Source organism: Duganella sp. GW822-FHT06D06, assembly GCF_058799615.1.
Genome location: NZ_JBXALQ010000009.1, coordinates 260,026 through 284,470, shown reverse-complemented (window position 1 = coordinate 284,470; position 24,445 = coordinate 260,026). Strand labels below are relative to the sequence as shown.

General features: G+C 61.6%; 21 protein-coding genes and 1 pseudogene. 12 read left to right on the top strand and 10 right to left on the bottom strand.

Annotation, left to right across the window (positions count from 1 at the left end; genetic code table 11):
• Nucleotides 1–926: 926 nt before the first annotated feature.
• Nucleotides 927–1,067: pseudogene (locus AC1RMD_RS18755) on the top strand (PEP-CTERM sorting domain-containing protein); the annotation flags it as partial.
• 187 nt (nt 1,068–1,254) lie between these two features.
• Here the strand turns inward: AC1RMD_RS18755 and udk are convergent.
• Both udk and AC1RMD_RS18745 read right to left on the bottom strand, forming a co-directional pair.
• Entirely contained in the window at nt 1,255–1,896 is a 642-nt protein-coding gene (gene udk / locus AC1RMD_RS18750; RefSeq protein ID WP_492928193.1) for a uridine kinase, read from the bottom strand.
• A gap of 142 nt (nt 1,897–2,038) precedes the next feature.
• The gene (locus AC1RMD_RS18745; protein ID WP_492928192.1) at nt 2,039–2,593 is read right to left on the bottom strand and encodes a PEP-CTERM sorting domain-containing protein; all 555 of its coding nucleotides are present in this window, start codon (nt 2,591–2,593) and stop codon (nt 2,039–2,041) included.
• 510 nt (nt 2,594–3,103) lie between these two features.
• Between AC1RMD_RS18745 and AC1RMD_RS18740 the strand changes: the two genes are divergently transcribed.
• On the top strand, nt 3,104–3,457 hold the full coding sequence (locus AC1RMD_RS18740) for a hypothetical protein (RefSeq protein WP_492928191.1): 354 nt from the start codon (nt 3,104–3,106) through the stop codon (nt 3,455–3,457).
• Nucleotides 3,458–3,541: 84 nt separating this feature from the next.
• Here AC1RMD_RS18740 and AC1RMD_RS18735 read toward each other — a convergent pair whose 3' ends face one another.
• Together AC1RMD_RS18735 and AC1RMD_RS18730 are read right to left on the bottom strand one after the other, a co-directional pair.
• The gene (locus AC1RMD_RS18735) at nt 3,542–3,967 is read right to left on the bottom strand and encodes a cupin domain-containing protein (protein ID WP_492928190.1); all 426 of its coding nucleotides are present in this window, start codon (nt 3,965–3,967) and stop codon (nt 3,542–3,544) included.
• Between the two features lie 77 nt (nt 3,968–4,044).
• On the bottom strand, nt 4,045–4,872 hold the full coding sequence (locus AC1RMD_RS18730) for an AraC family transcriptional regulator (protein ID WP_492928189.1): 828 nt from the start codon (nt 4,870–4,872) through the stop codon (nt 4,045–4,047).
• Between the two features lie 54 nt (nt 4,873–4,926).
• Here AC1RMD_RS18730 and AC1RMD_RS18725 point away from each other — a divergent pair, with 54 nt between their 5' ends.
• The 5 genes from AC1RMD_RS18725 to AC1RMD_RS18705 all read left to right on the top strand — a co-directional run bounded on the left by AC1RMD_RS18725 (nt 4,927) and on the right by AC1RMD_RS18705 (nt 8,151).
• Complete coding sequence (locus tag AC1RMD_RS18725; protein ID WP_492928188.1) at nt 4,927–5,256, top strand: hypothetical protein; 330 nt, start codon at nt 4,927–4,929, stop codon at nt 5,254–5,256.
• A 135-nt stretch (nt 5,257–5,391) separates the two neighbouring features.
• Nucleotides 5,392–5,865 carry a MarR family winged helix-turn-helix transcriptional regulator gene (locus tag AC1RMD_RS18720; RefSeq protein ID WP_492928187.1) on the top strand — a complete coding sequence of 158 codons (474 nt, stop codon included), beginning with the start codon at nt 5,392–5,394 and terminating at the stop codon, nt 5,863–5,865.
• A gap of 29 nt (nt 5,866–5,894) precedes the next feature.
• Complete coding sequence (locus AC1RMD_RS18715; RefSeq protein WP_492928186.1) at nt 5,895–6,725, top strand: CPBP family intramembrane glutamic endopeptidase; 831 nt, start codon at nt 5,895–5,897, stop codon at nt 6,723–6,725.
• 39 nt (nt 6,726–6,764) lie between these two features.
• Complete coding sequence (locus AC1RMD_RS18710; protein WP_492928185.1) at nt 6,765–7,616, top strand: GNAT family N-acetyltransferase; 852 nt, start codon at nt 6,765–6,767, stop codon at nt 7,614–7,616.
• A 76-nt stretch (nt 7,617–7,692) separates the two neighbouring features.
• Entirely contained in the window at nt 7,693–8,151 is a 459-nt protein-coding gene (locus tag AC1RMD_RS18705) for a nuclear transport factor 2 family protein (RefSeq protein ID WP_492928184.1), read from the top strand.
• Between the two features lie 32 nt (nt 8,152–8,183).
• Here the strand turns inward: AC1RMD_RS18705 and AC1RMD_RS18700 are convergent, their stop codons facing one another.
• The 3 genes from AC1RMD_RS18700 to AC1RMD_RS18690 all read right to left on the bottom strand — a co-directional run bounded on the left by AC1RMD_RS18700 (nt 8,184) and on the right by AC1RMD_RS18690 (nt 10,507).
• Entirely contained in the window at nt 8,184–8,615 is a 432-nt protein-coding gene (locus AC1RMD_RS18700; protein ID WP_492928183.1) for a PIN domain-containing protein, read from the bottom strand.
• Complete coding sequence (locus AC1RMD_RS18695; RefSeq protein ID WP_492928182.1) at nt 8,606–8,809, bottom strand: hypothetical protein; 204 nt, start codon at nt 8,807–8,809, stop codon at nt 8,606–8,608. The genes AC1RMD_RS18700 and AC1RMD_RS18695 overlap by 10 nt, the downstream gene beginning before the upstream one ends.
• A 117-nt stretch (nt 8,810–8,926) precedes the next feature.
• Nucleotides 8,927–10,507 (bottom strand): isocitrate lyase, encoded by a 1,581-nt coding sequence (locus AC1RMD_RS18690; RefSeq protein WP_492928181.1) that lies wholly within the window; start codon nt 10,505–10,507, stop codon nt 8,927–8,929.
• Between the two features lie 401 nt (nt 10,508–10,908).
• Between AC1RMD_RS18690 and AC1RMD_RS18685 the strand changes: the two genes are divergently transcribed.
• Together AC1RMD_RS18685 and AC1RMD_RS18680 are read left to right on the top strand one after the other, a co-directional pair.
• On the top strand, nt 10,909–13,608 hold the full coding sequence (locus AC1RMD_RS18685) for a phosphocholine-specific phospholipase C (protein ID WP_492928180.1): 2,700 nt from the start codon (nt 10,909–10,911) through the stop codon (nt 13,606–13,608).
• Nucleotides 13,609–13,844: 236 nt separating this feature from the next.
• Nucleotides 13,845–15,737, top strand: coding sequence for a methyl-accepting chemotaxis protein (locus AC1RMD_RS18680; protein WP_492928200.1), 1,893 nt, complete (start codon nt 13,845–13,847; stop codon nt 15,735–15,737).
• A gap of 206 nt (nt 15,738–15,943) precedes the next feature.
• Here the strand turns inward: AC1RMD_RS18680 and AC1RMD_RS18675 are convergent, their stop codons facing one another.
• Both AC1RMD_RS18675 and AC1RMD_RS18670 read right to left on the bottom strand, forming a co-directional pair.
• Entirely contained in the window at nt 15,944–16,540 is a 597-nt protein-coding gene (locus tag AC1RMD_RS18675; RefSeq protein ID WP_492928179.1) for a hypothetical protein, read from the bottom strand.
• Between the two features lie 50 nt (nt 16,541–16,590).
• A complete protein-coding gene (locus AC1RMD_RS18670) occupies nt 16,591–18,117 on the bottom strand; it encodes a jacalin-like lectin (RefSeq protein WP_492928178.1) in 1,527 nt (508 codons plus the stop codon).
• A gap of 303 nt (nt 18,118–18,420) precedes the next feature.
• Between AC1RMD_RS18670 and AC1RMD_RS18665 the strand changes: the two genes are divergently transcribed.
• Complete coding sequence (locus AC1RMD_RS18665) at nt 18,421–19,269, top strand: helix-turn-helix domain-containing protein (protein WP_492928177.1); 849 nt, start codon at nt 18,421–18,423, stop codon at nt 19,267–19,269.
• 114 nt (nt 19,270–19,383) lie between these two features.
• Here the strand turns inward: AC1RMD_RS18665 and AC1RMD_RS18660 are convergent, their stop codons facing one another.
• Nucleotides 19,384–19,629, bottom strand: a complete 246-nt coding sequence (locus tag AC1RMD_RS18660; protein ID WP_492928199.1) for a hypothetical protein — start codon at nt 19,627–19,629, stop codon at nt 19,384–19,386.
• Nucleotides 19,630–19,752: 123 nt separating this feature from the next.
• Here AC1RMD_RS18660 and AC1RMD_RS18655 point away from each other — a divergent pair, with 123 nt between their 5' ends.
• Both AC1RMD_RS18655 and AC1RMD_RS18650 read left to right on the top strand, forming a co-directional pair.
• Nucleotides 19,753–20,922: an MFS transporter gene (locus tag AC1RMD_RS18655; RefSeq protein WP_492928176.1), complete on the top strand. Its 1,170-nt coding sequence runs from the start codon at nt 19,753–19,755 to the stop codon at nt 20,920–20,922.
• Nucleotides 20,923–21,025: 103 nt separating this feature from the next.
• A complete protein-coding gene (locus AC1RMD_RS18650) occupies nt 21,026–24,370 on the top strand; it encodes a GDSL-type esterase/lipase family protein (protein WP_492928175.1) in 3,345 nt (1,114 codons plus the stop codon).
• The last annotated feature ends 75 nt before the right edge of the window (nt 24,371–24,445 follow it).

The window sequence follows — 24,445 nt, the reverse complement described above, 5'->3', positions numbered from 1 at the left end:
GGTTCGCCATCCAGTTTGAAGACCGGGTGCCGCAGACTTAAACGAAAACCCGTTTACACAGAATCCAGTACACCCCCCTCGGGTGGCTTTTTGCGTTGTATCCTTGGCGGAGAGAAGCAAGCCGCCTGCGCGGCTTGCGCGGGGGATTCGAAGGGCTGGGCGTACTTCGCCCAGACCTCTCCGAATCGTCCATCTGCCACCGCTACGCGGTGGCGCGCCGGAGGCGCCGCGCGCCGCGCAAAATTCCCCTTGGCACTATTTCCTTAACTTAAAACCCTTCTCCTGAAGAGCCCAACCTCAACCCGCACCTCGTCGGCGAAGCCGAAATTCACCGACGGCCCGGTGCCATCCAGGTAGTCGCCCTTGTCATGTTGGAGCCGGGGTCCTATCGGGGGAGGTCGCCATTCAACTTCGCGAGCCTGGTGGTGGTTATTATGATAATATAATTATTGCAATTTTACCCTTTAGGAGGACTCTCAATGTTGAAGCAAATTTCCGCTGTGGCGCTGGTCGTGACTGGGTTATTCATGGCTCCTGTACGGGCTGCAGACTATAAATTAGAATTTTCCACGACAAATTTCTCCGCTCAAGCAGATAACTATCACGTTCCTCCGCAGGAGGTAGTGGCTGGGTCTCTCACTTTTTCAGCTGCGACGATAGACTCTGCCTGGACCGCGCTGAAGGCTATTGATTTGAGCATTGCAGGGCATCGTTATTCACTCGATGAGGTGTTTTTCGTCAGTGCCGAACCAGGATTTGCCCATGGTGGTGGTAACGAATCTGGCAGTGCGCTAAGGGAATACACTAACGACTTCTTTTTTCGTTATGTCCAGATCCCGTCCGGTCCTTCCTCAGGCTATTATTTCGGACTTTGGTACACCGTAGAGGGGCGTCCATTCGTTTTTGCCAGTGAGGTGAGCAGGGTAGTCAGCATAACGGAATTGGCGCCGGTGCCCGAACCTGAGACATATGTGATGTTACTGGCAGGACTGGGATTGATTGGATCTGTCGCCGCTCGGCGACGCAAGGCCTGGCCAGCTCCAGCGCTTTCGAGCGCAGTGCGATAGGTGGAACTTCACACTGTTGATGGACTGCGCCACAACAACGCACAGGAACGCTAGCTTCAGCTCGCCGGCTGGCAAAGCCGGCGCGAGGGTTAATAGCAAATTACTTCGGTGTACCTGGGCCGCTAGCGCAGGAAACCAAGCGCCTTGCTTACATTGATTCCGCTGCCCAGTATTCGCACCGATAAGATCAGGGCCGCTTCAACTGGTCGATAACGCTCGCCACCTTGGTGGTGATCATATCGACTGCCGGGCCATTAGCGCCGTGCGGAATAATGATATCGGCGTTGCGCTTGGTTGGCTCGATGAATTGCTTGTGCATCGGGCGCACGGTTTCCAGATACTGGCTGACGACGCTTTCCACCGAGCGACCGCGTTCGGTGATATCCCTTTGCATACGGCGGATGAAGCGGATATCGGAGGCGGTGTCGACATAGATCTTCAGCGACATCAAGTCGCACAAGTCCGCGTCATACAAAGCAAACAGGCCTTCGATCACGATCACTGGGGCTGGCTTAACCGGGATGGTCCGGTCGGAGCGATTGTGAAGCGTGAAGTCGTACTCCGGCATCTCGATCGATTCGCCATTGCGCAAGGCCTGGATATGCTGCACAAGCAAGGACCATTCGAAAGCCTGGGGATGGTCGTAATTCTGCTGGGGGCGGACTTCAGGGGAGAGATGGGTTTGGTCGCAGTAGTAGTCGTCTTGCATCACGACCGAGACCATATCAGAGCCAAACGCAGCCAGCACTTTCTGGGACACAGTGGACTTGCCACTGCCGCTACCGCCTGCGACGCCAATAATAAACGGTTGGAAAGAAATCGTATTCATGCCGAATGATACCGGAACCGCGACCGAACTGACAGGGACCATCCGATCCCAAATGGAGCATTCTTGTAACGCTTGCTGATGCTTTTAGCGTTAGCGGCGCACCGCAGGCGCGCAGCGTTCAATGCCTGCCGTGGTCTGGCGCTTAAGATGCGCGCTTGGGACGACGGCGCAGGGCGGCACACGCCACGCCGCCGACGAGTAGCATCAGCGCGCTGCCTGGTTCCGGCACGGCGGACAGCTGGGTCCAGGTCCCGGGCTTGCCAAAAACGGATGCGGCCAGCTGCAGCTGCGGATCGCCGATCAGCACAATGTCCCAACCGATATTGGGAGCCCAGAACAGAAAGTCCTTCGATAAGGACTGAATATTTCCATCGGCGTAGTGCCCGGAACTCTTGCCTGCGTTAAAAAACCAGCCCGTAATTTTTCCGGCCTCAAACGTGAATCGATTCGTTAGTACGTCGCCATTTGCCGAACTCAGGTGTATAGAACCGGATTGCACATCCCAGCTCTTGAACTCGTATGCATGAATGGACGCCTGCGGCGAATGCGCGAAATCGAAATCGAAGGTCGCGACGATTGGTGTCGTCCTGATGGTGTCGGAGGTGAAAGGTTTGCCCGTATATTTATAAATCTCTGCCTGCGCAGCAAAAGAAGCGAGACAGAGCACTAAAGCAGTCAAGAATTGACGAGTTTTCATGTTATCTCCCAAAGATTATTAGCTAAAAGCCTAATATCGAATGAGAATTTTTGCAACATCTTCATGATAAATGGTTTTCTGTAGGCTGGCGTAGGCCGATGGAAACCATCGACTGAAGCTCAAGGCCTCGCGCAAGGAACGCTATCGCCAGCTCACTGGCTGGCAAAGCGGAAGAAATGGACAGCGGCCGAGAGCTAATTACTTCGGTGGAACTTTCCATCACGATCGCGGCAAACAGAAGGTTTTAAGCGTCATTTTTAAAAGTCGCTACAGGCTTTTAAATTCGATGTTTGTATTTAAATGGAAAGCTATGATTTGTGACAATGTGTGTAGTTTTATGGATTATGTGCTGATAATATTAGTCCCTGCCTGAATTGCATGCTTTTTTGGCTGTATGTGTTATTTCTTTTGGTTGTAGAAGTACGTGGCACGCTTTCTTGTCGACTATGTAATGCAAGTCACATGTAATTTATTTCATATCCAATTACTTTAATGTTAGGGGAATATAAAATGAGCGACCAGTCTTTTAATATCAAACAAGCGGAAGCAAGCAACGTCAACCCTGTATCTGGCAGCTCAACAGCCGCGTTTAGCGTTACGCTACACGAATATCAGGGTAAGGCGTACATCAACTGGAGCGAAAACTTTCCCGGTATGGCAAGGCTGGCCGTCGCGATATACAGCGGCTCCCAACCAAGCAATCCGCAAGCATGGATAACTGCCCAGGAAGTGACGAACCAAGCCGGCGGCACGTGGAATACCGGCCAGCCTTGGGGTACTGGCTTCTCTGCCGCCTTGCTGGGCGTGAACGCGAGCAACAATGCCTGGGTTTACATCGGCTGCAATACTGGCGTAACCAGCTGATAACTGGTCCCAACTGGTTGTATTAAAAGTCCGGCCGCTGGTTGATGGCGGCTGGGCAATGTTTCGTCCAGAGTAAGACTCACCTCAAATCCACTGATCATTCTCGACAGTACGCTCGCTCGCCGGGCCTTCGCCCGTATTCGCCACTCCGCGCGGTTCGATCAGCAGCAGCTTCACTTCCGCGCTGGCAGAGGGCTTGTGCTCGACGCCCTTCGGCACGACCGCCATCTGGCCGGCGCGCAGCACGATCGACGTATCGCCCGATGGCCCTGCGCGTACATCGATGCGCAACTCGCCTTCGAGCACGATGAACGTTTCATCGGTATCGGCGTGCCGATGCCACACGAACTCTCCTTCGACCTTCACGACCTTGAATTGATAGTCGTTCATTTCAGCGACGACGCGCGGTTGCCAGTGCGCGTCGATCAGTGCGATCTTGCCGACCAGGTCTATGGTCTGGCACTGGCCGCGCTCGAATGGCGCGGCGGTATGGTTCGTGGTTTGGGACATCGGTCTCTCCGTTGACGGGGTAATGCGTCGAAGATACGCATGATCCCTGCGGCCGTATTGAACGATCGTGGGTGTTTTCAGCCGCGCTGGACGCCGCCGGCGATCTGCAGCCAGCGTCCCGGCGTCAGCCCGTACGTCTTGGAGAAGTGCCGCGTCATATGGCTCTGATCGGCAAAGCCCGCAGCGACCGCGGCGTGAACCAGCGAGCTGCCGGCGAGCAGCATGCGGCGCACCACGTCGAGGCGCCGCATCGTCAGATACCGGTACGGGCTGGTGCCGTAGAAGGTGCGAAAGTCATGCGACAAGCTCCAGCGGTCCCGCCCCGTTGCCACTTCGAGTTCATCGAGCGTGACGACGCGCGCGCGGTGCGCGAGCAGATAGTCGCGTGCGCGCCGCGCCGCCAGGTAGTCGCCTTTCGGGCGCCGCGCTGGCATGCCGGCAACGGCGGCCAGCGCGTGCGCCAGCTCGGCCAGCGCATCGCTTTGTTCCATCGGCTCGAGCGCATGGCCGACGTGCTGCAGCAAGGTAGCGGTTGCCGCCGCAAGGCGCGGATCGGTCGTCACGCCGCCTTCGAGGAAGGGCAGCGCGCGTCCGCCGAGCACATCCTGCAGGAGGGCGGGGGCGACGTAGATCATCCGGTACCGGAACCCTTCGTCGGTGCCAGCCTGGCCGTCGTGCGCTTCGTCGGGATGCAGCACCATCGTATTGCCGGGCAGGCTGTTGCACTGGCTGCGTCGATAGCTGAAATTCTGGACGCCGGCGAGCGTGCGACCAATCGCATAGGTGTCATGGCGGTGCATGGCATATGCTTTGCCGTGAAACCACGCTTCGATGCGCTCGAGGCCGTCTATCGGATCGGCGCGCCTCAGCCAGTCGGGGCCTGCGCGCGGTGCTGGTCGGTTCATGATGGATGGCCTTGGATGGTCGGGGTGTCCTGCGTTGGCGTGGTGAATTGTCGCATGGACAGGCCATGCGCGACGATGCGTTGCCATTGGGGGGAACTCTTTGAACTTTATGCATCTTCAACCCCGGTTGACAGTGAATCAGGCAAGGGAGATGATGGGGATATGGAAGCTCGCCTATCAAAACTGGAAGCGGACGTTTCCGCCATCAAAATTGATGTTGCGGTAATCAAAGCCAATGGTGCGACCAAGGCTGACATCGTAGAATTGAAGGGCGCCACCAAGGCTGATATTGCCGAAGCTAAGACCGCTGTCATCCTCTGGGTGGTCGGCGCCGTGTTCATTGCCCAACTACTTCCGTCGCTTCTTAGGTTATTCATCAAGTAGCCGATCAGCCCACATTAGCGGGCTTTTTTTTACGCCCGGAAGAGTGGGCTATGGCCGTTTCGATGATTGTGCCGAGGCTCGTCTATTTTTAAATATTTATATAAGTGCTTATGTAATTGGTGATACTATCGCCACATGAAACAAGGACTCGGAACCCAACTAAGACATCTGATCGAACTGCTCGACGGCGCGGTGCAGCAAGCCTATACCGACGCGGGCCTCGATTACCGCCCACGCTACACGCCGGTGATGAAGGTACTGGCACAGCAGCAAAGCGCGACCGTCGGCGAGCTGGCTGAACTGGCCGGCATCACGCAGCCTGCGGCCACGCAAACGGTGGCGCTGATGAAGAAGGAAGGCCTGCTGCTGGTGGTTGCCAGCGACGACGATGGCCGACAGCGCGTGGTGCGACTCAGCAAGCAGGGCGAGGCTCTGTTGCCGCACCTGCAGGCGTGCTGGCAGGCCACTAAGCGTGCGGCCGACAGCCTGGATGCGGAGCTGGAGTTTCCATTGTCCGAGTGTCTGGCTAAAGCGATCGCCGTGCTGGAACAACGCTCGTTCGGCGACCGCATTCGCGCGGCAAGCAAGAAAGTACGACCAACTCCCTGAAGAAAGCGATTATGGAAACTACTCTGAACATGGCAACGAACAAACCGACGCTGGCGTCGCGCCTGATGGAAAATCCCGTGGTTCGCATCGTGCTCGGCCTGGTGCTGACCTTTGCCGCAGTGCCGCTGACGATGATCGTCGCTTCGCAGCTGGTCGCGAAGCCGTATCGCATCGCGTGGCCGCAACTGCTGGCGGCTGTGTTCGTGTGGTTCGGCTATCGCTTCTATGTACGCCGTATTGAAAAACGTCAGCCGACTGAACTGGCGACGCAGGGCATGGCGCGTGAGGTGGGCGTCGGCTTGTTGATCGGCGCCGGGCTGGTGGTGTCCAGCTTTGCCGTGCTGGCGGTGCTGGGCGCTTACCGGTTCGGCGGCGTCAACGCACTGAGCTTCGCGATGTTGTTGCCGCTGGCCGAGCTGGTGTTGGTTGGTATGGCCGAGGAGATGATGTTTCGTGGCGTGATCTTCGGCGTGATCGAACGCTCGCTGGGCAGCAAGCCTGCCATCGTGATTTCGGCGCTGCTGTTCAGCCTGAGCCATTTGCCGAATGAGGGCGTCTCGGTACTGGCGATGGCCGCGCTTGCCGCGTATGGCGTGTTGCAGGCCGCGCTTTACATGAAGACGCGCCGCCTGTGGATCTGCATCGGTACTCACATCGCGTGGAACTACTGCGTCAGCACCGTGTTCTCGTCGACCGTGTCGGGCCATGCGGCCACCGACGGCTTGCTGAACGGCGAGCTGGTGGGCGATACCTTGTTGACCGGCGGCGTATTCGGTGTGGAAGCTTCGCTGGTTGTAGTATTGTTGATTGCATTCGCCGCCGCGTTCTGGCTGCGCCGGGTCTTTGCCGGCAAGGCTTAAATAGAAGGGACGCAAGAGCATAACCACCGGGAGCTGACCATGGCCGCACCAGCGCTGGAAATACGTCAGATGAGCGAAGCTGAGCTCGACATCGCCCTGGACTGGGCGGCCGCCGAAGGTTGGAATCCCGGCCTGCATGATGCGGCGTGTTTTTATGCCGCCGATCCTGGTGGATTCCTGGGCGGGGTGCTGGATGGCGAGCTGGTCGGTAGTATTTTTGCGGTGAAGTATGGCGCCGGTTTCGGCTTCATCGGCGGCTACATCGTCAAGCCTGGCTGGCGTGGCCGGGGGCATGGTTGGGCGCTGTGGCAGGCTGCGATGGCGCGGCTGGCTGGTCGCAACGTTGGGCTCGATGGCGTGGTGGCGCAGCAGGCTAACTATGCCAAGTCAGGCTTCCATCTCGCGCACCGCAATTTTCGTTACGAAGGGCGGGGGAGTGGGCGGCCAATGGATGCGTGCCCGGCGATACCGCTGTCCGCGCTGGGCGAGGAGGAACTCCGGCGCTACGATCGCAGCTTCTTTCCGGATGAGCGCGATCGCTTCCTGCATGAATGGGTAGGGCAGCGGCAGCATATCGCGCTTGGTGTGGTGGGTGCTCAGGGGCTGGCTGGATATGCGGTGGCGCGGCCGTGTCGCACGGGTTACAAGGTCGGGCCGCTGTTCGCCGATACGCCGGCCGTGGCGGAGCAGTTGTTTGCCAGCGTGCTGGGCAAGCTGGCGCCGGATGTGCCGGTGTTTCTTGATGTGCCTGAGCTGAATCCGGCCGCCGTTGCGCTGGCCGAGCGTCATCAGATGCGGCGCTGCTTCGAGACGGCGCGCATGTACACGCGGGGGCAGCCCGAAATCAGCATGGACAGGCAGTACGGCATCACCAGCTTCGAGCTGGGGTGAGCGGGGGCCGGTTCGCATTGCGTGGGGCGGGGTTTTGTGTTTTCATGTTTGTGTTATTTACTACGCAAGGTTGCCCATGAAACGCTCTTTGATGGTTCTTTTGTTCGCGGCATCGCCACTGGCGGCACAGGCAGCCGATGCCACCGATAACCAGTTGATCGAACGCACGGTGCGCGACTATATCGAGTCGCAACACAAGGTTGATCCGGCACGGATGGAACGCGGACTTGATCCCAAGCTTGCCAAGCGCACTTATTGGCAGGCGGCGGACGGTTCGGAGTTCGTCATGAATACCGACTTTGACACCATGGTCAAGGTCGCCAGGACCTACAACAAGGACGGCACGAAATTTCCGGCCCAGCCACGCGTTGACATCAAGATCCTCGATGTCGACCAGCGTGTGGCCACCGTCAAGCTGACTGCCGACGAGTGGATCGACTATATGCACTTGTACAAGAACCAGCGCAGCGAGTGGAAGATTGTCAATGTGCTCTGGCAGTACCATGACACCGCACGGCAGGTCAGTAAAAAGTAATATTGGATGCCGGGTAGGGAGGGGCGCGGATTTTATTCGAACGGCTGACGAATGTTTGTCACCAGACCCGTCTTGGGGTCGTAAGCATATGGGATGTGAACGGCCACGCCTGCACGGGCGAAGTCCTTTGCATTGCGTGTCACGATTGGGCTGTCGTTGACTCGCGCCGTTGCTGCAATGATCGCATCGGGGAGTTTGATGGCTGGTTTGGTCGCAAGGCTGCGGCCGCGAATCTCGATCGCCGCCTCCATGATCCGCGTATCCATCTGGTAAACATGAAACTCGTCCAGCACGGCGTCCAGGAGAGCCTTCTCGTGGGGACGGGAAAACTCGCCGCAGCGCAGTTCCATGTATGTGATGAAGCTGATGCCCGGCATGTCGTAGCTGCTTAGTTCGACCGACGCCTGGTGGACGCCGTTGAGCATGTCGATGAAGATGTTGGTGTCAAATAGGATCAACGCCATTCAGCCCTCAGTTGTTCCTGGTACTCGACACCATCCTTTGGGATGTCGGTGCGGTCTTTCCACAGCCCTTCGGCAGCCTTCAAGGCCGCGATCAGCCGACGGCGCTTTGCATCCATTGGGACGAGTGGCAGCGCTGATGACTCGGGCGTGGCGGAAAGGTTTGAGTGCTCGACAATGTTTTTCAGAGTAGCCATGTTGGCCTCCCTTGTGTTTGCTCATTACCAGTGTAGCGCATTCCATCCAAGACCTGCCTGAGGTTACGGCAAAAAAAGCTCGCCGAAGCGAGCTTTCTTGTGACGCTGGAACCTTGATTAGAACTGGTTCATGGTGTTGTCTTTACCAGCGGCCTTCAGGGCTGCTTCGCCGCTGAAGTAATCTTTGTGGTCGTCGCCGATGTCCGAGCCGGACATGTTCTGGTGCTTGACGCAAGCGATGCCTTGACGGATCTCTTTGCGCTGTACGCCAGCCACGTAGCCCAGCATGCCCTGGTCGCCGAAGTATTCCTTGGCCAGGTTGTCGGTCGACAGCGCGGCGGTGTGGTAGGTCGGCAGCGTGATCAGGTGATGGAAGATGCCGGCTTCGCGGGCTGCGTCAGCCTGGAAGGTGCGGATCTTTTCATCGGCGGCGATCGCCAGTTCGGTCGTGTCGTATTCCACGCTCATCAGCTGGGCGCGCTCGTAGGCCGATACATCCTTGCCTGCGGCCTTCATCGCGTCGTACACCTGCTGGCGGAAGTTCAGCGTCCAGTTGAACGATGGGCTGTTGTTGTACACCAGCTTGGCGTTCGGGATGACCTTGCGGATTTCGCTGACCATGCCGCCGATCTGGGCGATATGCGGTTTTTCGGTTTCGATCCACAGCAGGTCGGCGCCGTTTTGCAGCGAGGTGATGCTGTCGAGTACGCAACGTGCTTCGCCGGTGTCGGCGCGGAACTGGAACAGGTTGCTTGGCAGGCGCTTAGGACGCAGCAGCTTGCCTTCGCGCTTGATGATGACGTCGCCGTTGCCCAGTGCGTCGGCCGATACTTCTTCGCAATCGAGGAAGGAGTTGTATTGGTCGCCCAGGTCGCCTGGCGTGTTGGTCACGGCGATCTGTTTGGTCAGGCCTGCGCCCAGCGAGTCGGTACGGGCGACGATGATGCCGTCGTCCACGCCCAGTTCCAGGAAGGCGTAGCGGATCGCGCGGATCTTGGCCAGGAAGTCTTCGTGCGGCACGGTGACTTTGCCGTCCTGGTGACCGCATTGCTTCTCGTCCGACACCTGGTTCTCAACCTGGATGCAGCAGGCGCCCGCTTCGATGAATTGCTTGGCCAGCAGGTAGGTCGCTTCGGCGTTGCCGAAACCGGCGTCGATGTCGGCGATGATAGGCACGACGTGGGTGACGTGGCCGTCGATCTGTGCCTGGATGGCTGCCTTGGCCGGGCCTTCAGCGGCGTCCAGCTGGCGGAACAGGCCGCCCAGCTCGCGGGCGTCGGCCTGGCGCAGGAAGGTGTACAGCTCTTTGATCAGCGCCGAGACGGCGGTTTTTTCGTGCATCGACTGGTCCGGCAGCGGGCCGAACTCGGAGCGCAGCGCGGCAACCATCCAGCCCGACAGGTAGAGGTAGCGGCGGTCGGTGCTGTTGAAGTGCTTCTTGATCGAGATCATCTTCTGTTGACCGATGAAACCGTGCCAGCAACCCAGCGACTGGGTGTACTTGGATGGGTCCGCATCGTAGGCGGCCATGTCGGCGCGCATGATCTTGGCGGTGTACTTGGCGATGTCCAGGCCGGTCTTGAACTTGTTCTGCGCGCGCATGCGGGCGGCCGACTCGGGATTGATGGCGTTCCAGGCGCTGCCTTGTTGCTCTTTCAAACCAGCAACTGCCTTGATGTCGTCTTGATATTGGGACATGTGTATCTCCTAAAAATAAAGCAAGTTTGAGAAAATCGTCGAGTGAGCCGCTGCGTCTTTGTTGAAGCAAACTGCATGACTAAATAGTAGGCCATTCTGGTGCACTGCATCAAGGTCTTATATAAGACATATAACTAAATTTAATCTGTTATTTTTCAATGACTTGAGTATTAATTTTCGGGATGTGAAACGAATTTTCAAAAGGTGAGCTAAAAGCCTCGTCAGGTTTTCGGCGGGGATTTCGCGATGTGAAACGATTTTTCAGCTTTTGAGCTGGCTGGGCTATCGGCGCTGTCGGCAACATTGCGCGCCGGTTAATGAATCTTTATCAGCTATGTGCAACCGTGTTGTCATATTTGCTCGGTATCCTTACCGCTTCCTTGCATACGAGAGTCCAGCCGATGAGCATCAGCCGCCGTAAATTCCTCCGCTACGCCGCCGGCGCCGGCGCGACCGCCACCTCCATGTACCCGGACCTGATACGTCAGGCGCTGGCGGTGCCCGCCAATAACGTCACCGGCACCCTGGCGGACGTCGAACACGTGGTCATCTTCATGCAGGAGAACCGTTCCTTCGATCATTACTTCGGCACCTTGCCGGGCGTGCGCGGCTTCGACGATCCGCGCGCCATCGACTTGCCGGACGGCCGCCCGGTCTGGTACCAGCCGGACGGCACCGGCGGCTATGTGCTGCCGTTCCATTTCGACGCCAAGAACACCAGCGCGCTGTCGGTCGGCACCAACCACACGTGGAAGGGATCGCAAGCCACGTGGCAGGGCTGGGACGCCTGGGTCAAGCAAAAGACGCCGCAGTCCATGGGCTATTTCGACCGTGGCGACCTGCCGTTCTACTATGCGCTGGCCGACGCCTTCACCATTTGCGACGCTTATCACTGCTCGATCTTCGGGGCCACCGATCCGAACCGCATGTACTCGCTCACCGGCAGCAACCAGAGCTGGCTGGGCTCGATGGGCAGCCTGTACAACATCAGCGCCGCCGGCTACTACAACGGCGACCCGGCCGGGGACAACATCACCGCCAGCGTCACCGCCAGCGCGCCCAACTGGCGCACCTACGCCGAAGTGCTGGAGGCGAACCAGGTCAGCTGGAAGGTGTATCAGGAGTGGGACAACTACGGCGACAACTACCTGGCCTACTTCAAGAACTTCCGCGTCAACCCCGACGGCAGCCACCTCAGCCCGAACGCGCCCTTGTACCAGAAGGCGCGCACGCTGGCGCCGGGCTCCACCGCCGCCAACTCCACCGGCACCACCGGCGACTGGCTGGTCAACGCCTTCGCCGACGACGTGCGCAACAACCGCCTGCCGCAAGTGTCGTGGATCTGCTCGCCGAACGACTACACCGAACACTCGCCCAACTCGCCCAACGCCGGCGAGAACATCACGGCGCGCCTGCTGGCGGCGCTGGTGGCCAATCCGGACGTCTGGTCGAAGACCGTGTTCCTGTTGATGTACGACGAAAACGACGGCTTCTTCGACCACGTGCCGCCCGATATCGCGCCGCTCAACGACGGCATGGGCAAGACCACGCTGGCCGACATCGGCACGCACGAGAACTATCAGGGTGTGCCGGTGGGCCTGGGGCCGCGCGTGCCGATGCTGGTGATTTCGCCGTGGAGCAAGGGCGGCCGCGTGTGCTCGCAGCTGTTCGACCACACGTCCAAGATCCGCTTCCTGGAGGAGTGGCTGGTGGCCGGACGCGGCAAGGCGCGCGCCAACGTGCAGTGCGACCTGATCTCGCCGTGGCGCCGCGCGGTGTGCGGCGACCTGACCTCGGCCTTCGATTTCAGCGCACCCAACAGCAGCTGGCCGGCCAGCGTGCCGAAGACGGCGGCCTATCAGCGCGTCTCCGGCAAACCGTATCCGACGCCGCCGCTGGTGCAAACCCTGCCGCGGCAGGAGCCCAGCACCAGCGCGCCCGGTCCGCGCATCGCCTGCGCGCTGCCGTATGAGTTGTCGGTGCAGGGCCGGCTGGCCGGCGCCAGGCAGTTTGAACTGAGCTTCGCCAACAGCGGCCAGGCCGGCGCGGCTTTCATTGTGTATTCCAGCCTGCGCGGCGACGGTCCGTGGTACTACACGGTGGAAGCGGACAAGGAAATCGCCCACGAAACGTGGAACTGGACCGGCGCCGCCTACGACCTCGGCGTCCACGGCGCCAATGGCTATCTGCGCCAGTTCAAAGGCGCGCTGGCCATAGTCGGCGGCGCGCGACCGGAACTGCAAACCCGCTACGACCGCGCCAACGGCGACATCAGCCTGGTGCTGTCCAACCTGGAAGGCACGCAGGCGTGCGGCTTCACCGTCACCGACAACGCCTACGGCGCGGCGGTGGCCAGCTACAACGTGGCCGCCGGCCAGACCTTGTCGGTGCCTTGCAATCTGTCGGGCAGTTTCGGCTGGTACGATTTCAGCGTCACCAGCAGCGCCGATGCGCAATGGCTGCGCCGCGCCGCCGGCCACGTGGAAACCGGACGCGCCAGCCACACCGATCCGACGATAGGCACCAATCGCGTCAAGATCTTTCTCAACACCGGCACGCCCAACGTGACGCGTGGCGGTTCCGCCGTGTTCAGCTACACGGCGCCGCCGGGCAAGATCAATGCGAAGAACTGGATCGGCCTGTACGCGGCCGGCACCTCGCCCGGCAAAGGCAATGCGCTGCAGTGGGCGTACGCGCCCAACTTCAGCGGCAGCGTGTCGCTCAACACCAGCACGCTGGCGGTGGGCGAGTACAGCGCGTGGTATCTGTACCAGAACGCGTTTGTGGTGTTGGGCGGCCCGGTCGCGGTCAGCGTGAACCAGTTGACCGCCTCGGCCGCCAGCGTCAAGCCGGGCGTGGCGATCGTCTTCAACTACGCGCTGCCGGCCGCCAAGGTCAACGGCACTAATTGGATCGGCATCTGGAAGGCGGGCGCGGCGCCGGCCGGCGGCGGCTACATCGCCTGGCAGTACGTCGCCGCCGCCAGCGGCAGCGCCAGCTTCGATACCAGCAAGCTCGCGCCCGGCAACTACAGCGCGTGGTGCCTCTACAACGACGGCTACGCCATCCTCGCTGGCCCGGCCAATTTCAACGTCGCCTGAGCTGCGCCGACGTACTGCCGAGGTGTGGCGAAATCGCACCACACCTCCGGTATCGATTGATTGACCCAGCCAATTTGCAGGCGGACAATATGTCCCGGTGGCATGCAAATCACATACTAAAAATCGTCCATGGCATGGCATTAAGCTTGCCCTGATGTCAGCATTGATTTTTCAATCACGGCTGGAGCTACGCATCCCACGAGCAGCAACACATAACGTCCTTCTAGGGAGACATGATGTTTGCAAATATGAAAGTGGCGACCCGCCTGGGTCTGGGTTTTGGTGCTGTTGTGATCTTGCTGTTGGTGCTGTCGGTGGTCAGTACGCTGCGCCTCGCGGCGCTGAATGATGGCGTCAGACGCATTACCACTGACCGTTATCCCAAAGTAGTGCTGTCGAAAGACGTCATCAAATATACGATAGATAATGGCCGCCAACTGCGCAGCATGATGCTCAGTATCACCGACGAAGAGCGCGATAAGTTCCGCCGCCTGGTCGAAACCAACCGCGCCAAGGTCACCGAGTCCCTGGAGAAGATGGATAAGCTGATCAGCACCGAGAAAGGGCGCGCGCTGTTCAAGGATATCACCAGCAAAAGCGAGGCCTTGAACGCCAAGTATGACGAGCTGTACTCCCTTGCCAAGAGCGATCAGAAAAAAGCCATCGAATTCCTGAAGAACGACTTTGCCGCCGGCAATAACGCCTATGCCGCTTCGCTGGAGGCGATGGCCAAGTTCCAGGGCGATTTGATGGACCAGGAGGCGGCCGCCGCCGACGAGACCTATCTGGAGACGCGCAAGCTCGTCATCTCGCTCGCCATTGCGGCGGTATTGGCTGCGATCCTGATCGCATGGCTGATCACGCGCGACCTGGTCAAGCGCCTGGGCGGCGAACCGTATTATGCGGCCGAGCTGATGGATCGCGTCGTCAAAGGCGACCTGAGCGCCGACGTCCGCCTCAAACCCGACGACCACAGCAGCATGCTGTACGCCATCAGCGAAATGATGGTGAAGATGCGCAAGGTGGTCGACGGCCAGCGCAGCCTGGTGGCCGCCGCCAATCGCGGCAATTTCGACGCCCGCGTGGACCTGACCGGCATGCAGGGCTTCCAGCAAGAGATGGGCGAGAGCCTGAACCAGCTGGCCATCACCACCGGCGCCAGCATCGCCGACGTGGTGCGGGTGATGGGCGCGATGTCCGAGGGCGACCTGACCAAGAGCATCGACAAACCCTACGAGGGCGCGTTTGGCGAGCTCAAGGAATTCACCAACAACACGGTGAGCAAGCTGGCCCAGGTCGTCAGCGAAGTGAACAACAGCGCCGAGGCGTTGGCCGCCGCTTCCGAGGAAGTCAGCGCGACCTCGCAGTCGCTGGCGCAGGCGGCCAGCGAGCAAGCTTCCAGCGTCGAGGAAACCTCGGCCTCGGTCGAGCAGATGACGGCCTCGGTGGCGCAGAACACCGACAACGCCAAAGTCACCGACGCCATGGCCAGCCGCGCGGCGGTCGAGGCGAGCGAAGGCGGCGATGCGGTGCGCTCGACGGTGGCGGCCATGAAGCAGATCGCCGCCAAGGTCCTGATCATCGACGATATCGCCTACCAGACCAATCTGCTGGCGCTGAACGCGGCCATCGAGGCCGCCCGTGCGGGCGAGCATGGCAAGGGCTTCGCGGTGGTGGCGGCCGAGGTGCGCAAGCTGGCTGAGCGCAGCCAGGTGGCGGCCCAGGAAATCGGCCAGGTGGCCAGCGGCAGCGTGGACCTGGCCGAACGGGCAGGGCAGATGCTGGGCGCAATGGTGCCCAACATTAAAAAGACTTCCGACCTGGTGCAGGAGATCACGGCCGCTTCGGAAGAGCAATCGTCCGGACTGGCGCAGATCAATTCCGCCATCAGCCAGCTGAGCCAGACCACCCAGCAGAACGCTTCCGGTTCCGAGGAACTGGCGGCCACCGCCGAGCAGATGAGCAGCCAGGCGGAGGAGCTGCAGCAGACCATGGGCTTCTTTGTCGTGAACGGTTCCGGCGGCAGAAGCCGGCCGCGCGACTCGGCCAGTCCGGTCCGCATGCGCCCGGCCGCCTTGCGCGCCATCGCCGTGGAAGCGCCGGACGAATCGCAGTTTGTCCGCTACTGAACCGGCGCAGAAAGACGGGGCCGCCGCCAGGAGTCTGCGCGGCAGAACGATTTCACCCAAATTCTCGGCATTTTCAGGGGGGGGGCTTTACCTCCTCCCAATGTCGATATCGTCGATCCTGACGCGATCTGAGAGGTCAAGATTTTTCGCGTCAGTTTCATTTTCTTCTGCCGTGCAGACTCCTGGGCGCCGGCGGGCTGGTCCGGCTATTTCTTCGTTTTTTTCGCTTGGGTCCAGTTATTTTTCTTGGCGAACTCAAACGCGTTCCTGGCCGGCAGGCGAAAAATATAGAACGGGTGTTCCCTAGCCAAGTAGTCGTCGATGGCAGGATTAACATTCCCCGAATTTCCGCGCGGGAAGGAGAACAGCTGCACGGCCGAATTGTGCAGTGGGGGGGCGTTCAACACCACCTCATTCTTCAACGTACCGACATTGTTGGTTCCCGCGAAATGATCTGAGCCTGATATTTTGTCGTTGTGCAAGCAGATCATCTGGTGGGACTGCGCCATAGGCTCGCCGGGGAGAAAATAATGGTCGTAGGCGATGATGGCGATGTCGAGCGGACGAAAGTCTGCCCAGTCGTTTGTCAGGACGACATCGCCGTTATAGTAGTCGAGCATGACGTCGTGCTTGACGTAGCCGGCGCGGTTGTCAGTGCCGGCGTCGAACAGGTACGCTTTGTCAAAGGCGTTGAAATTCAGTTCGTAGGCGAATTGATAGCAATTCCTGCCTTTGCCGATCTCGGCCAAGTCTTTCATTTTGTAGGTCTTGCCATTCAATTCGTATTCATCTGGGAAGTTCATTTTTTTTCCTCTATCCAAAATGGGCGGCCCGCCGAAGGGCCGCCCTCGTATCACATCCAGCTCACTCCCTTGATCTGCAAGAACAGCACGCTGAGCGCATCGTTCCAGCGCTCGCAACTGCCGGCCAGGCCGACGAAGATGTGCTGGTTCCTGTCGTCATAGGAGAAGAGCGGCGCGAGGTTGCGATCGTTGCCGCCCACCGCCACGCCCTGGGCAAAGTTTTTGGTCTTGATCTGGATGTAGTCGATATAGATGTTGTTCTCGCTCGCCGGCACGGAAATTTCCGTGATGTAGTCCGCTTCGCCGAGTGAAATGTTCTCGATCTGCTTGCCGTTCTCCCGGCCGTGGGTGAATTTTTCGGTTTGTCCGTTGGCGTCCATGTAGGTGATTTCGATCAGGTCCACATAGGCGTCGCCGCGCAGACGGATGTGGCTGACGCGCATTCCGCGGTCGAGGAACGCGCTGGTCGTCAGGTCGTGGTAGGGCTGGCCGCCGCCGCCGCCCAGGCGCTTGCTTTGTTTGGTCTCGTATTGGATCGACGGCCAGCCGTAGGCGGCGGCCGGCAGGTGCGGATTTTCCAGCGGGGTCGTCGGCGACAGGTTGAAGCGGTTCCTCAACTCGTTGCAGGTGTCGAGGTCGGCCTGGATCTGGCGCTTGCGTTGCTGCGCGGTGTCGTCCAGGCTGCAGCCGTAGCGCTGCATGGTCCGCTCCAGTTTGCCCAGGCGCTCCTTGATGTCGATCAGCTTCGCCTCCTTGGCCAGCAGGCCCTCCTGGGCGCCCGTGCCGTTGAGCAACTGCCGGTTGTGCGTCAGCGCGGTCAGGGCGGCCTCGATCCCCGGAGTGGAGAAGACGTGCTCGTAACCGGTGGTCTTGAAGGCGACGGTGCCGGTCGGCGTGTTGTTGGCCGCCTTGAAGAAGGCGTAGGCGGTTTGGATGACGTCCTGCTCGTCGGACATGGTGAAGTTCGAGCCGATGACGGCCTGCTGCAGTTCCACGTTCTGGCTGAATTGCTTGATGGCCAGCGAGAAGTTGCTGCTGGCCTTGCCCGACGCGGTGACGTTCTCGATGATGCCGGAGGACTCGATCTTCAGTTTCAAGTCCACCTTTTCCTGCCGGCTCTTGCAGTGGTAGGCGTACACGGCGAAGTATTGCGCCCCCCGCGCCAGTTCCGAGACGTAGGCGTCGCCATACTTCTTGCAGAACAGGTCCAGCTCGGCCGCCGAGGCAGGCGGGGGGATGTCGTCATGCAGTTCCGCTTCCTTGCAGAAGTGGCTTTTCGACACCACGCTGGCCTTCACCACGATGCAGAGGCTGTGCTCGCTGAAGCGCAGCTTTTGAAACAGGCTGAACTTGTCCGAGTAGCCGCCGATGTCCTCGACCGCGATCGAGCGGCTGACGTTGATCCCCAGACTCTGCTTGAGTGAGGACTCCTCCGAGCACAGCGACACCGCGATCTCGCTGTTGCCGCCGGCCGTGTCGAGCACCTCCGTGTAGAGGGCCGTTTGCAGCGGTCCCAGGGTGCACGAATAGCCCTGGCCGATATTGAACGCACTTGTTGTGGCGGATTGATTTGCCATGTCTAGCTTTCTATGTGGTTGAAGTGGCGGCGGGGCGGCCACGCCCGTGCGCGCCCCGGATTTCCCCATCGCCCGATGCCCCGTCCGCGCAGTGGAAAGGGCCGCCGGGCGCCGCCCGCAGCAGATGGCGTGTGTGGATCGGCAGGCGGATGTTAGCGAAACGGCAGCGGCCGTCTTTTACCGCTTGTGCGGCGGCGGGCCGCCCGCCGCCCCTCGCCGGTGCTAGAATGTCATGCGTATTTTTCATTGGTGGCCACGCTGCGGCCCCCGTTCTTCTGTCGCCGTGCGGAGTCGGAACCCGATTTGAGTCCTTTGGTCATGCAACTGGTCGGCAAGATCGACCGCATCCTGTCTACCCAGTCCTACCTCGACCAGACCGATGCGCTCTCCATCCAGGGGCTGGCGCAGGCCTGCGGCATGAGCCGCTTCAGGCTGCAGCGGCTGTTCAAGAAGGAAACGGGCATCAGTCTGCAGGACTTCATCGCCGCGCAGAGGCTGGACGCCGCCGCGGCCCATGTGCGCCTGACCAACCAACCCCTGCTCGACGTCGCCATCAGCATGGGCTACTGCGGCCAGCAATCGTTCACCCGCGCCTTCACCCGGCGCTGGGGCGTGTCGCCGCAGCGGATGCGGCTCAGCGCGAGGGCGGAATATGCCGATTTTTTCGCCGCCCCGGCCGACCCTTCCATTTCCCTGCGCATCGTCCGCTGGGACGCGCCGAGGCGTCTCTGGCTCAAACGTTACACCGGCCCCTACGCGAACGTGCCGGGCCACTGGGCCAAGTTCAAGGAGGCGCTGGCGGGGCTGGCGCCGCGCGCCGAGGCGGCCTACTACGGCGTCATCTACGACGATCCGGACATCACGCCGCCGCAACGGATACGCTATGGTTGCGCCGTGGCGACCCCGGCCGGCGCCGGCGCCGCGCCCGAGGGGTGGCTGGAGCTGACCGTCGCGCCGTCGCGCTTCGTCGTCTTCTCGATCCACTGCAGCTATCTGGAGGGGGGAGTGCGGCTGCGGCCGCGTGTGTTGTCTTGGTTCGCCGCCCAGCGCGAGACTTTCGGCAGCGCCGGCGTGTTCGAGCTCTACGGCGAGTTGCCGGTCGACGAGCAGCGCGCCCGCGCCATGCAGTTGCACATCTCGTTGGCCAATTGAGGGCCCGCATGGTGCCGATCCGGCGTCAAAACCTGACGCCGGCGAGCAGCATCTGCCAACTCGCCGCGCAAGCGCTTGCGGCGTTCCGTTGAAAATACTCTGCCGCGCGGCCTCCTAGGCGCGTCCCGTCGGGCCGGCCTTGATCGAGGCCACGATATCCTGCGCCGCCACTTCCGCGGCAGCGCAGGCCGAGGCCGCGTCCTCAAATTGTTGTATCACCGCCACCCGGTGTTTGCGCCGCACGTTCAGGCGATGCATGGGCGTGGCCGACGGCGCGAACACGGCCACGTAGGCGCCCCACTGTTTGCAGCCCTCCAGCCGTTCCGCTGAGATCTCCACTTCATAGTCGTCGATGTACATGGTCGGCACGGCTACCTCCTTGATGGCTGGCGTCACGCTACCAATGTACGCGCTCCGGACCGGTAATGTCGCGCAGTTTCTGCAATCCTTTACAATCGCGGCACCGCCGCCACCAACACCACCATGTCCGCTACCAAGAATGTCCGCCGACGCTCGCTGATCGCCGCTTGCAGCGCCCATGCCATCCATGACGGCCTGACCGATGTGATCTATGTGCTGCTGCCGATCTGGCAGGCGCAATTCGCCATCAGCCTGGCGATGGTGGGGCTGTTGCGCGGCGCCTACTCGGGCATGATGGCGGGCTTCCAGTTGCTGGCCAGCCGCATGGCCAGACGCTGGGGCCGCGAGCGCATGCTGATCGGCGGCACCGCGCTGGCCGGCATCGCCTACCTGATCGCCGGCCTGGCCGGCGGCATGACGGTGTTGCTGATCTCCTTGTTGCTGGGCGGCCTGGGCGCCAGCACCCAGCATCCGCTGGCCTCGTCCATCGTCACCGACACGCACGAGGCGGGCGGCGGCGTGAAGCAGGCGCTGGCGCAATACAACTTTGCCGGCGACATCGGCAAGACGCTGGTGCCGGGCGCCGTCGGCCTGTTGCTGGTGGTGCTGAGCTGGCAGGCCAGCGTGACGCTGATCGGCTGCCTGGGCCTGGCGGCGGCCGCGCTGCTGTGGTGGCTGTTGCCGACGGCGGCCGAGTCGGCGCGCCACCAGGCGGCGTCGGCCAAGGTGGCGAGCGGCAAGGGCTCGACCAGCGGGTTGCGCGCGCTCATCGCGACCGGCGTGCTCGACAGCGCGGTGCGCATGGGCTTCCTGACCTTTTTGCCGTTTCTGTTGCAGAGCAAGGGCGCCGGCACCGCCGGCATCGGCCTGGCCCTGTCGCTGCTGTTTGTCGGCGGCGCCTTCGGCAAGCTGCTGTGCGGCTACCTGGGCGCGCGCATCGGCATGATGAAGACGGTGTGGATCACCGAGTCCGCCACTGCGCTGCTGATCCTGCTGTCGGTGTGGCTGCCGCTGGCGGCGATGATGGCCATGCTGCCCTTGCTGGGGCTGGCGTTGAACGGCACTTCGTCGGTGTTGTACGGCACCGTGCCCGAGCTGGCCGGCGCGGGCAAGCGCGAGCAGGCGTTTGCCCGCTTCTACACCGGCACCATCGGCGGCGGCGCGCTGGCGCCGGTGCTGTTCGGCCGGCTGGGCGATGTGGCCGGCGTGCCGGTCGCGCTGATGGCGCTGGCGGCGCTGTTGCTGTTGACGCTGCCCCTGTCGTACTGCGTGCAAAACTCGCTGGACAGCTGAGGCGCCGCCAATTTCATTGGCCGCCTTGGTGAATTTCGCAATTGCCGGGCGCAGGGGGAGCTTGCAGAATATACTCACAAGAATTTAAGTGAGACAAATCCCCATGAATTTCATCCGCTGGCGCCTGGCCTTGTGCCTGGCCGCCTGGTCGGCGTCCGCTTTGGCGGCGCCGGCGCAAGACCTGAATCTCTATACCGGCAGTCCGCTGCCATCCTGGCACATCACCCTGGCGGACTTTGAGTCGCACATGACGTTGGACGGCGCCAGCGCCGTGATCCCGCCGTCGGCCACGGTGCCGAAGAGCCGCGTCAGCGCCAGCAAGGACGGCGCGGCACTGAGCTTGCACTTCAGGGATGCCTGGTACGCCAGCCTGCGCCTGGACGGCGGCAAGCCGGTCGACCTGCGGCCCTACCTGGCGCACGGCGTGCTGGCGCTGGACGTCAACGTCCGGGAAATGTCGAGCGGCGGCATCAGTTTTGCGGTCGGCTGCGGCGACAAGTGCAGCCGCAACGTGCCTTACCTGGTGCCGGCGCGCGCCATCGCCGGCAAGGGCTGGCAACAGCTGGTGTTTTCGATGCGCTGCTTCGCGCGCGAGGGCGACGATTTCAGCGCCGTCGCACAGCCGTTCACGCTCGACGCCAGCGGCAGCGGCGAGGTGTCGGTGGCCAATGTCCGCTATCTGGCCAGCGGCGAGCCCAACGCCGCCTGCCCGGACTACAAGACCGTGTCGGTCACGCCGGACAAGCTGAACGAATCCTGGTCTATCGACTGGTGGACGCCGCGCCACGAGAAGAAGCTGGCCGAGGCGCGGGCGCTGGGCAAATCGGCCGAAGTCGTGTTCATCGGCGATTCGATCACCGAGGGCTGGGAGAAGCGCGGCGCGCCGGTCTGGCAGCGCAACTACCAGCCGATGAACGGGCTGGCGCTGGGCTTCGGCGGCGACCGCACCGAGAACGTGCTGTGGCGCTTGCTGCACGGCGAAGTGGACGGCCTCGCGCCCAAGGTCGCGGTGCTGATGTTCGGCACCAATAACACCGGCCATCGCCAGGAGGATCCACGTACCACCGCCGCCGGCATCAAGCGCAATATCGACGAACTGCGCCGCCGCCTGCCCGATACCAAGATCCTGCTGCTGGCGATCTTCCCGCGCGGCGAGAAGCCGGACGACCAGCTCCGCCAGATCAATGAAAAGGTCAACGGCATTATTTCCGGCTTTGCCGACCAGCGGAATGTTTTTTACCTCAACATCAACCAGGCCTTCCTGGCGGCGGACGGCACGCTGTCGAAGGACATCATGCCCGACCTGCTGCACCCGAACGAGCAGGGCTACGAGATCTGGGCCAAGGCCATGGCGCCGACCTTGAAGAAGCTGATGACGAGCGCCCCGGCCTATGCGTGGGACAATGTCGCCATCGGCGGCAGCGGCTTTGTATCGGGCATCATCACCAGCAAGACCGAGCAGGGCCTGGTCTACATCCGCACCGACGTCGGCGGCGCCTACCGCTGGGACGGCGCCGGCCGGCGCTGGATGCCTTTGCTGGACTGGGTGTCCGACCAGGAGACCGGTCTGCTGGGCGTGGAGTCCATCGCCATCGACCCGAACGCGCCGGGCAAGCTGTATCTGTCGGCCGGCATCGGCTACCTGAACGGCGGCGCCAGCGCGATCCTGAAATCCAGCGACTACGGCCGCAGCTTCACCAAGATCGACGTCAGCAAGCAGTTCAAGGTACACGGCAACGGCATGGGGCGCGGCAACGGCGAGAAGCTGCAGGTGGACCCGGTCAACGGCAAGATCCTTTACCTCGGTACGCGCGCCAACGGCATGTTCAAGAGCGTGGACGAAGGCCTGAGCTGGCAGCACCTGGACGGCCTGCCGGTGACGGCCACGCCCAACAAGAACGGCGTGAGCTTCGTCGTGCTGGATCCGGCCAGCGCGGCCGGCGGCGCCACGCAGCGCATCTTCGCCGGCGTGTCGCGCTATGGTTCGGTGGGCGCCAATCTGTACCTGTCCGACGACGGCGGCAAGAGCTTCACCGCATTGAGCGGCGGCCCCACCGCGCTGATGCCGCAGCGCGCGGTGCTGGCCAAGGGCAGCCTGGTGGTGGTCTACGCCCAGGGCGCCGGTCCGTGGGGCGACGTGGCGCACGGCGAAGGCATGGAGCAGGGCGCGGTGTGGAAGTACGATATCGCCGCCCGCAAGTGGAGCGATATCTCGCCGCCGCTGAACCGCGCCTATGCCGGCATCACGGTCGATCCGGGCAGGCAGGACCGCATGATCGTCTCCACCATCGACTATTACCAGCAGCCCGGCACGATGGGCGACAAGTTTTTTGAAACGCTGGACGGCGGCAAAAGCTGGAACAGCATCGTCGACCAGGGCGTGCGGATCGATCCCAACGGCGTGAGCTGGATCGCGGGCAGCTTCATCCACTGGACCGCCAGCATCGAGTTCGATCCCTTCGATACGCGCACGGTGATGGTGGTGTCGGGCAACGGCATTTTTAAGACGAGCGATATCCATGCCGCGCCGGCGGTGTGGAAGTTCGAGGATGCGGGGCTGGAGGAATCGGTGCCGCTGAATCTGGTCAGCATACCCGGCGGCCCGCTGGTTTCGGCCATCGGCGATTACGACGGCTTCCGTCACACCGACGTGAGCCAGTACGCGCCGATCCACACGCCGACCATGGGCACCACCTGGGGGCTGGATGTTGCGGCCGCCAATCCGCAGGTGCTGGCGCGCGTCGGCAGCGCGATGTACGTGTCGCGCGACATGGGCCTCAGCTGGAAGAGGACCGCCGGCATCAAGGGCAAGCAGGGCCAGCTGGCGCTGAGCGCGGACGGCAAGGTGATCGTGCACAGTCCGGAAAAATCCTCCACCAGCTACTATTCGACCGACGGCGGCGACAGCTGGAGCGTCGCCAAGGGCCTGAACGGCGCGCGGCCGGTGGCCGATCCGGTCAATACCGGAAAATTCTACGCGCTGAGCGGCGCCAGCATGCTGGTCAGCACCGACGGCGGCGCCAGCTTCGCGCCAGCCGGCGCCCTGGCCAGCCCCAAGGGTTCCAAGGCCGTGCGCGCCGCGCCCGGCAGGGAGGGCGATGTCTGGGTCGCGCTGCATGACGGCGGCCTGGCGCGCTCCACCGATTCCGGCGCCAGCTTCGCCAACCTGGCCAATGTCGGCTACGCGGCGGCGGTGGGCTTCGGCAAGGCCGCGCCGGGCGCCAGCTATCCGGCGGTGTACATCTGGGGCTCGGTGGGCGGCGTGCGCGGCGTGTTCCGCTCGATCGACAGCGGCGCCAGCTGGCTGCGGATTAATGACGACGATCATCAATATGGCGGCCCGGGCGATGCCCAATTCGTTATCGGCGATGCCAATACCTACGGGGTTGTGTATATGAGCACGGCGGGGCGCGGCATAGTGACTGGCAAGCCGATTGTCTCCAATTAGGGACGGGTTCGCCTTTTTCATCGGAACAGGATCGGAAACATGCCACAATACTTGGTGCCGAGATTGAGGTCGTTG

Bases quoted from the DNA above. Each gene is read 5' to 3' on its own strand.
- udk (WP_492928193.1), bottom strand. From the start codon at position 1,896: ATGAATACGATTTCTTTCCAACCGTTTATTATTGGCGTCGCAGGCGGT.
- AC1RMD_RS18745 (WP_492928192.1), bottom strand. From the start codon at position 2,593: ATGAAAACTCGTCAATTCTTGACTGCTTTAGTGCTCTGTCTCGCTTCT.
- AC1RMD_RS18740 (WP_492928191.1), top strand. From the start codon at position 3,104: ATGAGCGACCAGTCTTTTAATATCAAACAAGCGGAAGCAAGCAACGTC.
- AC1RMD_RS18735 (WP_492928190.1), bottom strand. From the start codon at position 3,967: ATGTCCCAAACCACGAACCATACCGCCGCGCCATTCGAGCGCGGCCAG.
- AC1RMD_RS18730 (WP_492928189.1), bottom strand. From the start codon at position 4,872: ATGAACCGACCAGCACCGCGCGCAGGCCCCGACTGGCTGAGGCGCGCC.
- AC1RMD_RS18725 (WP_492928188.1), top strand. From the start codon at position 4,927: ATGGACAGGCCATGCGCGACGATGCGTTGCCATTGGGGGGAACTCTTT.
- AC1RMD_RS18720 (WP_492928187.1), top strand. From the start codon at position 5,392: ATGAAACAAGGACTCGGAACCCAACTAAGACATCTGATCGAACTGCTC.
- AC1RMD_RS18715 (WP_492928186.1), top strand. From the start codon at position 5,895: ATGGCAACGAACAAACCGACGCTGGCGTCGCGCCTGATGGAAAATCCC.
- AC1RMD_RS18710 (WP_492928185.1), top strand. From the start codon at position 6,765: ATGGCCGCACCAGCGCTGGAAATACGTCAGATGAGCGAAGCTGAGCTC.
- AC1RMD_RS18705 (WP_492928184.1), top strand. From the start codon at position 7,693: ATGAAACGCTCTTTGATGGTTCTTTTGTTCGCGGCATCGCCACTGGCG.
- AC1RMD_RS18700 (WP_492928183.1), bottom strand. From the start codon at position 8,615: ATGGCGTTGATCCTATTTGACACCAACATCTTCATCGACATGCTCAAC.
- AC1RMD_RS18695 (WP_492928182.1), bottom strand. From the start codon at position 8,809: ATGGCTACTCTGAAAAACATTGTCGAGCACTCAAACCTTTCCGCCACG.
- AC1RMD_RS18690 (WP_492928181.1), bottom strand. From the start codon at position 10,507: ATGTCCCAATATCAAGACGACATCAAGGCAGTTGCTGGTTTGAAAGAG.
- AC1RMD_RS18685 (WP_492928180.1), top strand. From the start codon at position 10,909: ATGAGCATCAGCCGCCGTAAATTCCTCCGCTACGCCGCCGGCGCCGGC.
- AC1RMD_RS18680 (WP_492928200.1), top strand. From the start codon at position 13,845: ATGTTTGCAAATATGAAAGTGGCGACCCGCCTGGGTCTGGGTTTTGGT.
- AC1RMD_RS18675 (WP_492928179.1), bottom strand. From the start codon at position 16,540: ATGAACTTCCCAGATGAATACGAATTGAATGGCAAGACCTACAAAATG.
- AC1RMD_RS18670 (WP_492928178.1), bottom strand. From the start codon at position 18,117: ATGGCAAATCAATCCGCCACAACAAGTGCGTTCAATATCGGCCAGGGC.
- AC1RMD_RS18660 (WP_492928199.1), bottom strand. From the start codon at position 19,629: ATGTACATCGACGACTATGAAGTGGAGATCTCAGCGGAACGGCTGGAG.
- AC1RMD_RS18655 (WP_492928176.1), top strand. From the start codon at position 19,753: ATGTCCGCTACCAAGAATGTCCGCCGACGCTCGCTGATCGCCGCTTGC.
- AC1RMD_RS18650 (WP_492928175.1), top strand. From the start codon at position 21,026: ATGAATTTCATCCGCTGGCGCCTGGCCTTGTGCCTGGCCGCCTGGTCG.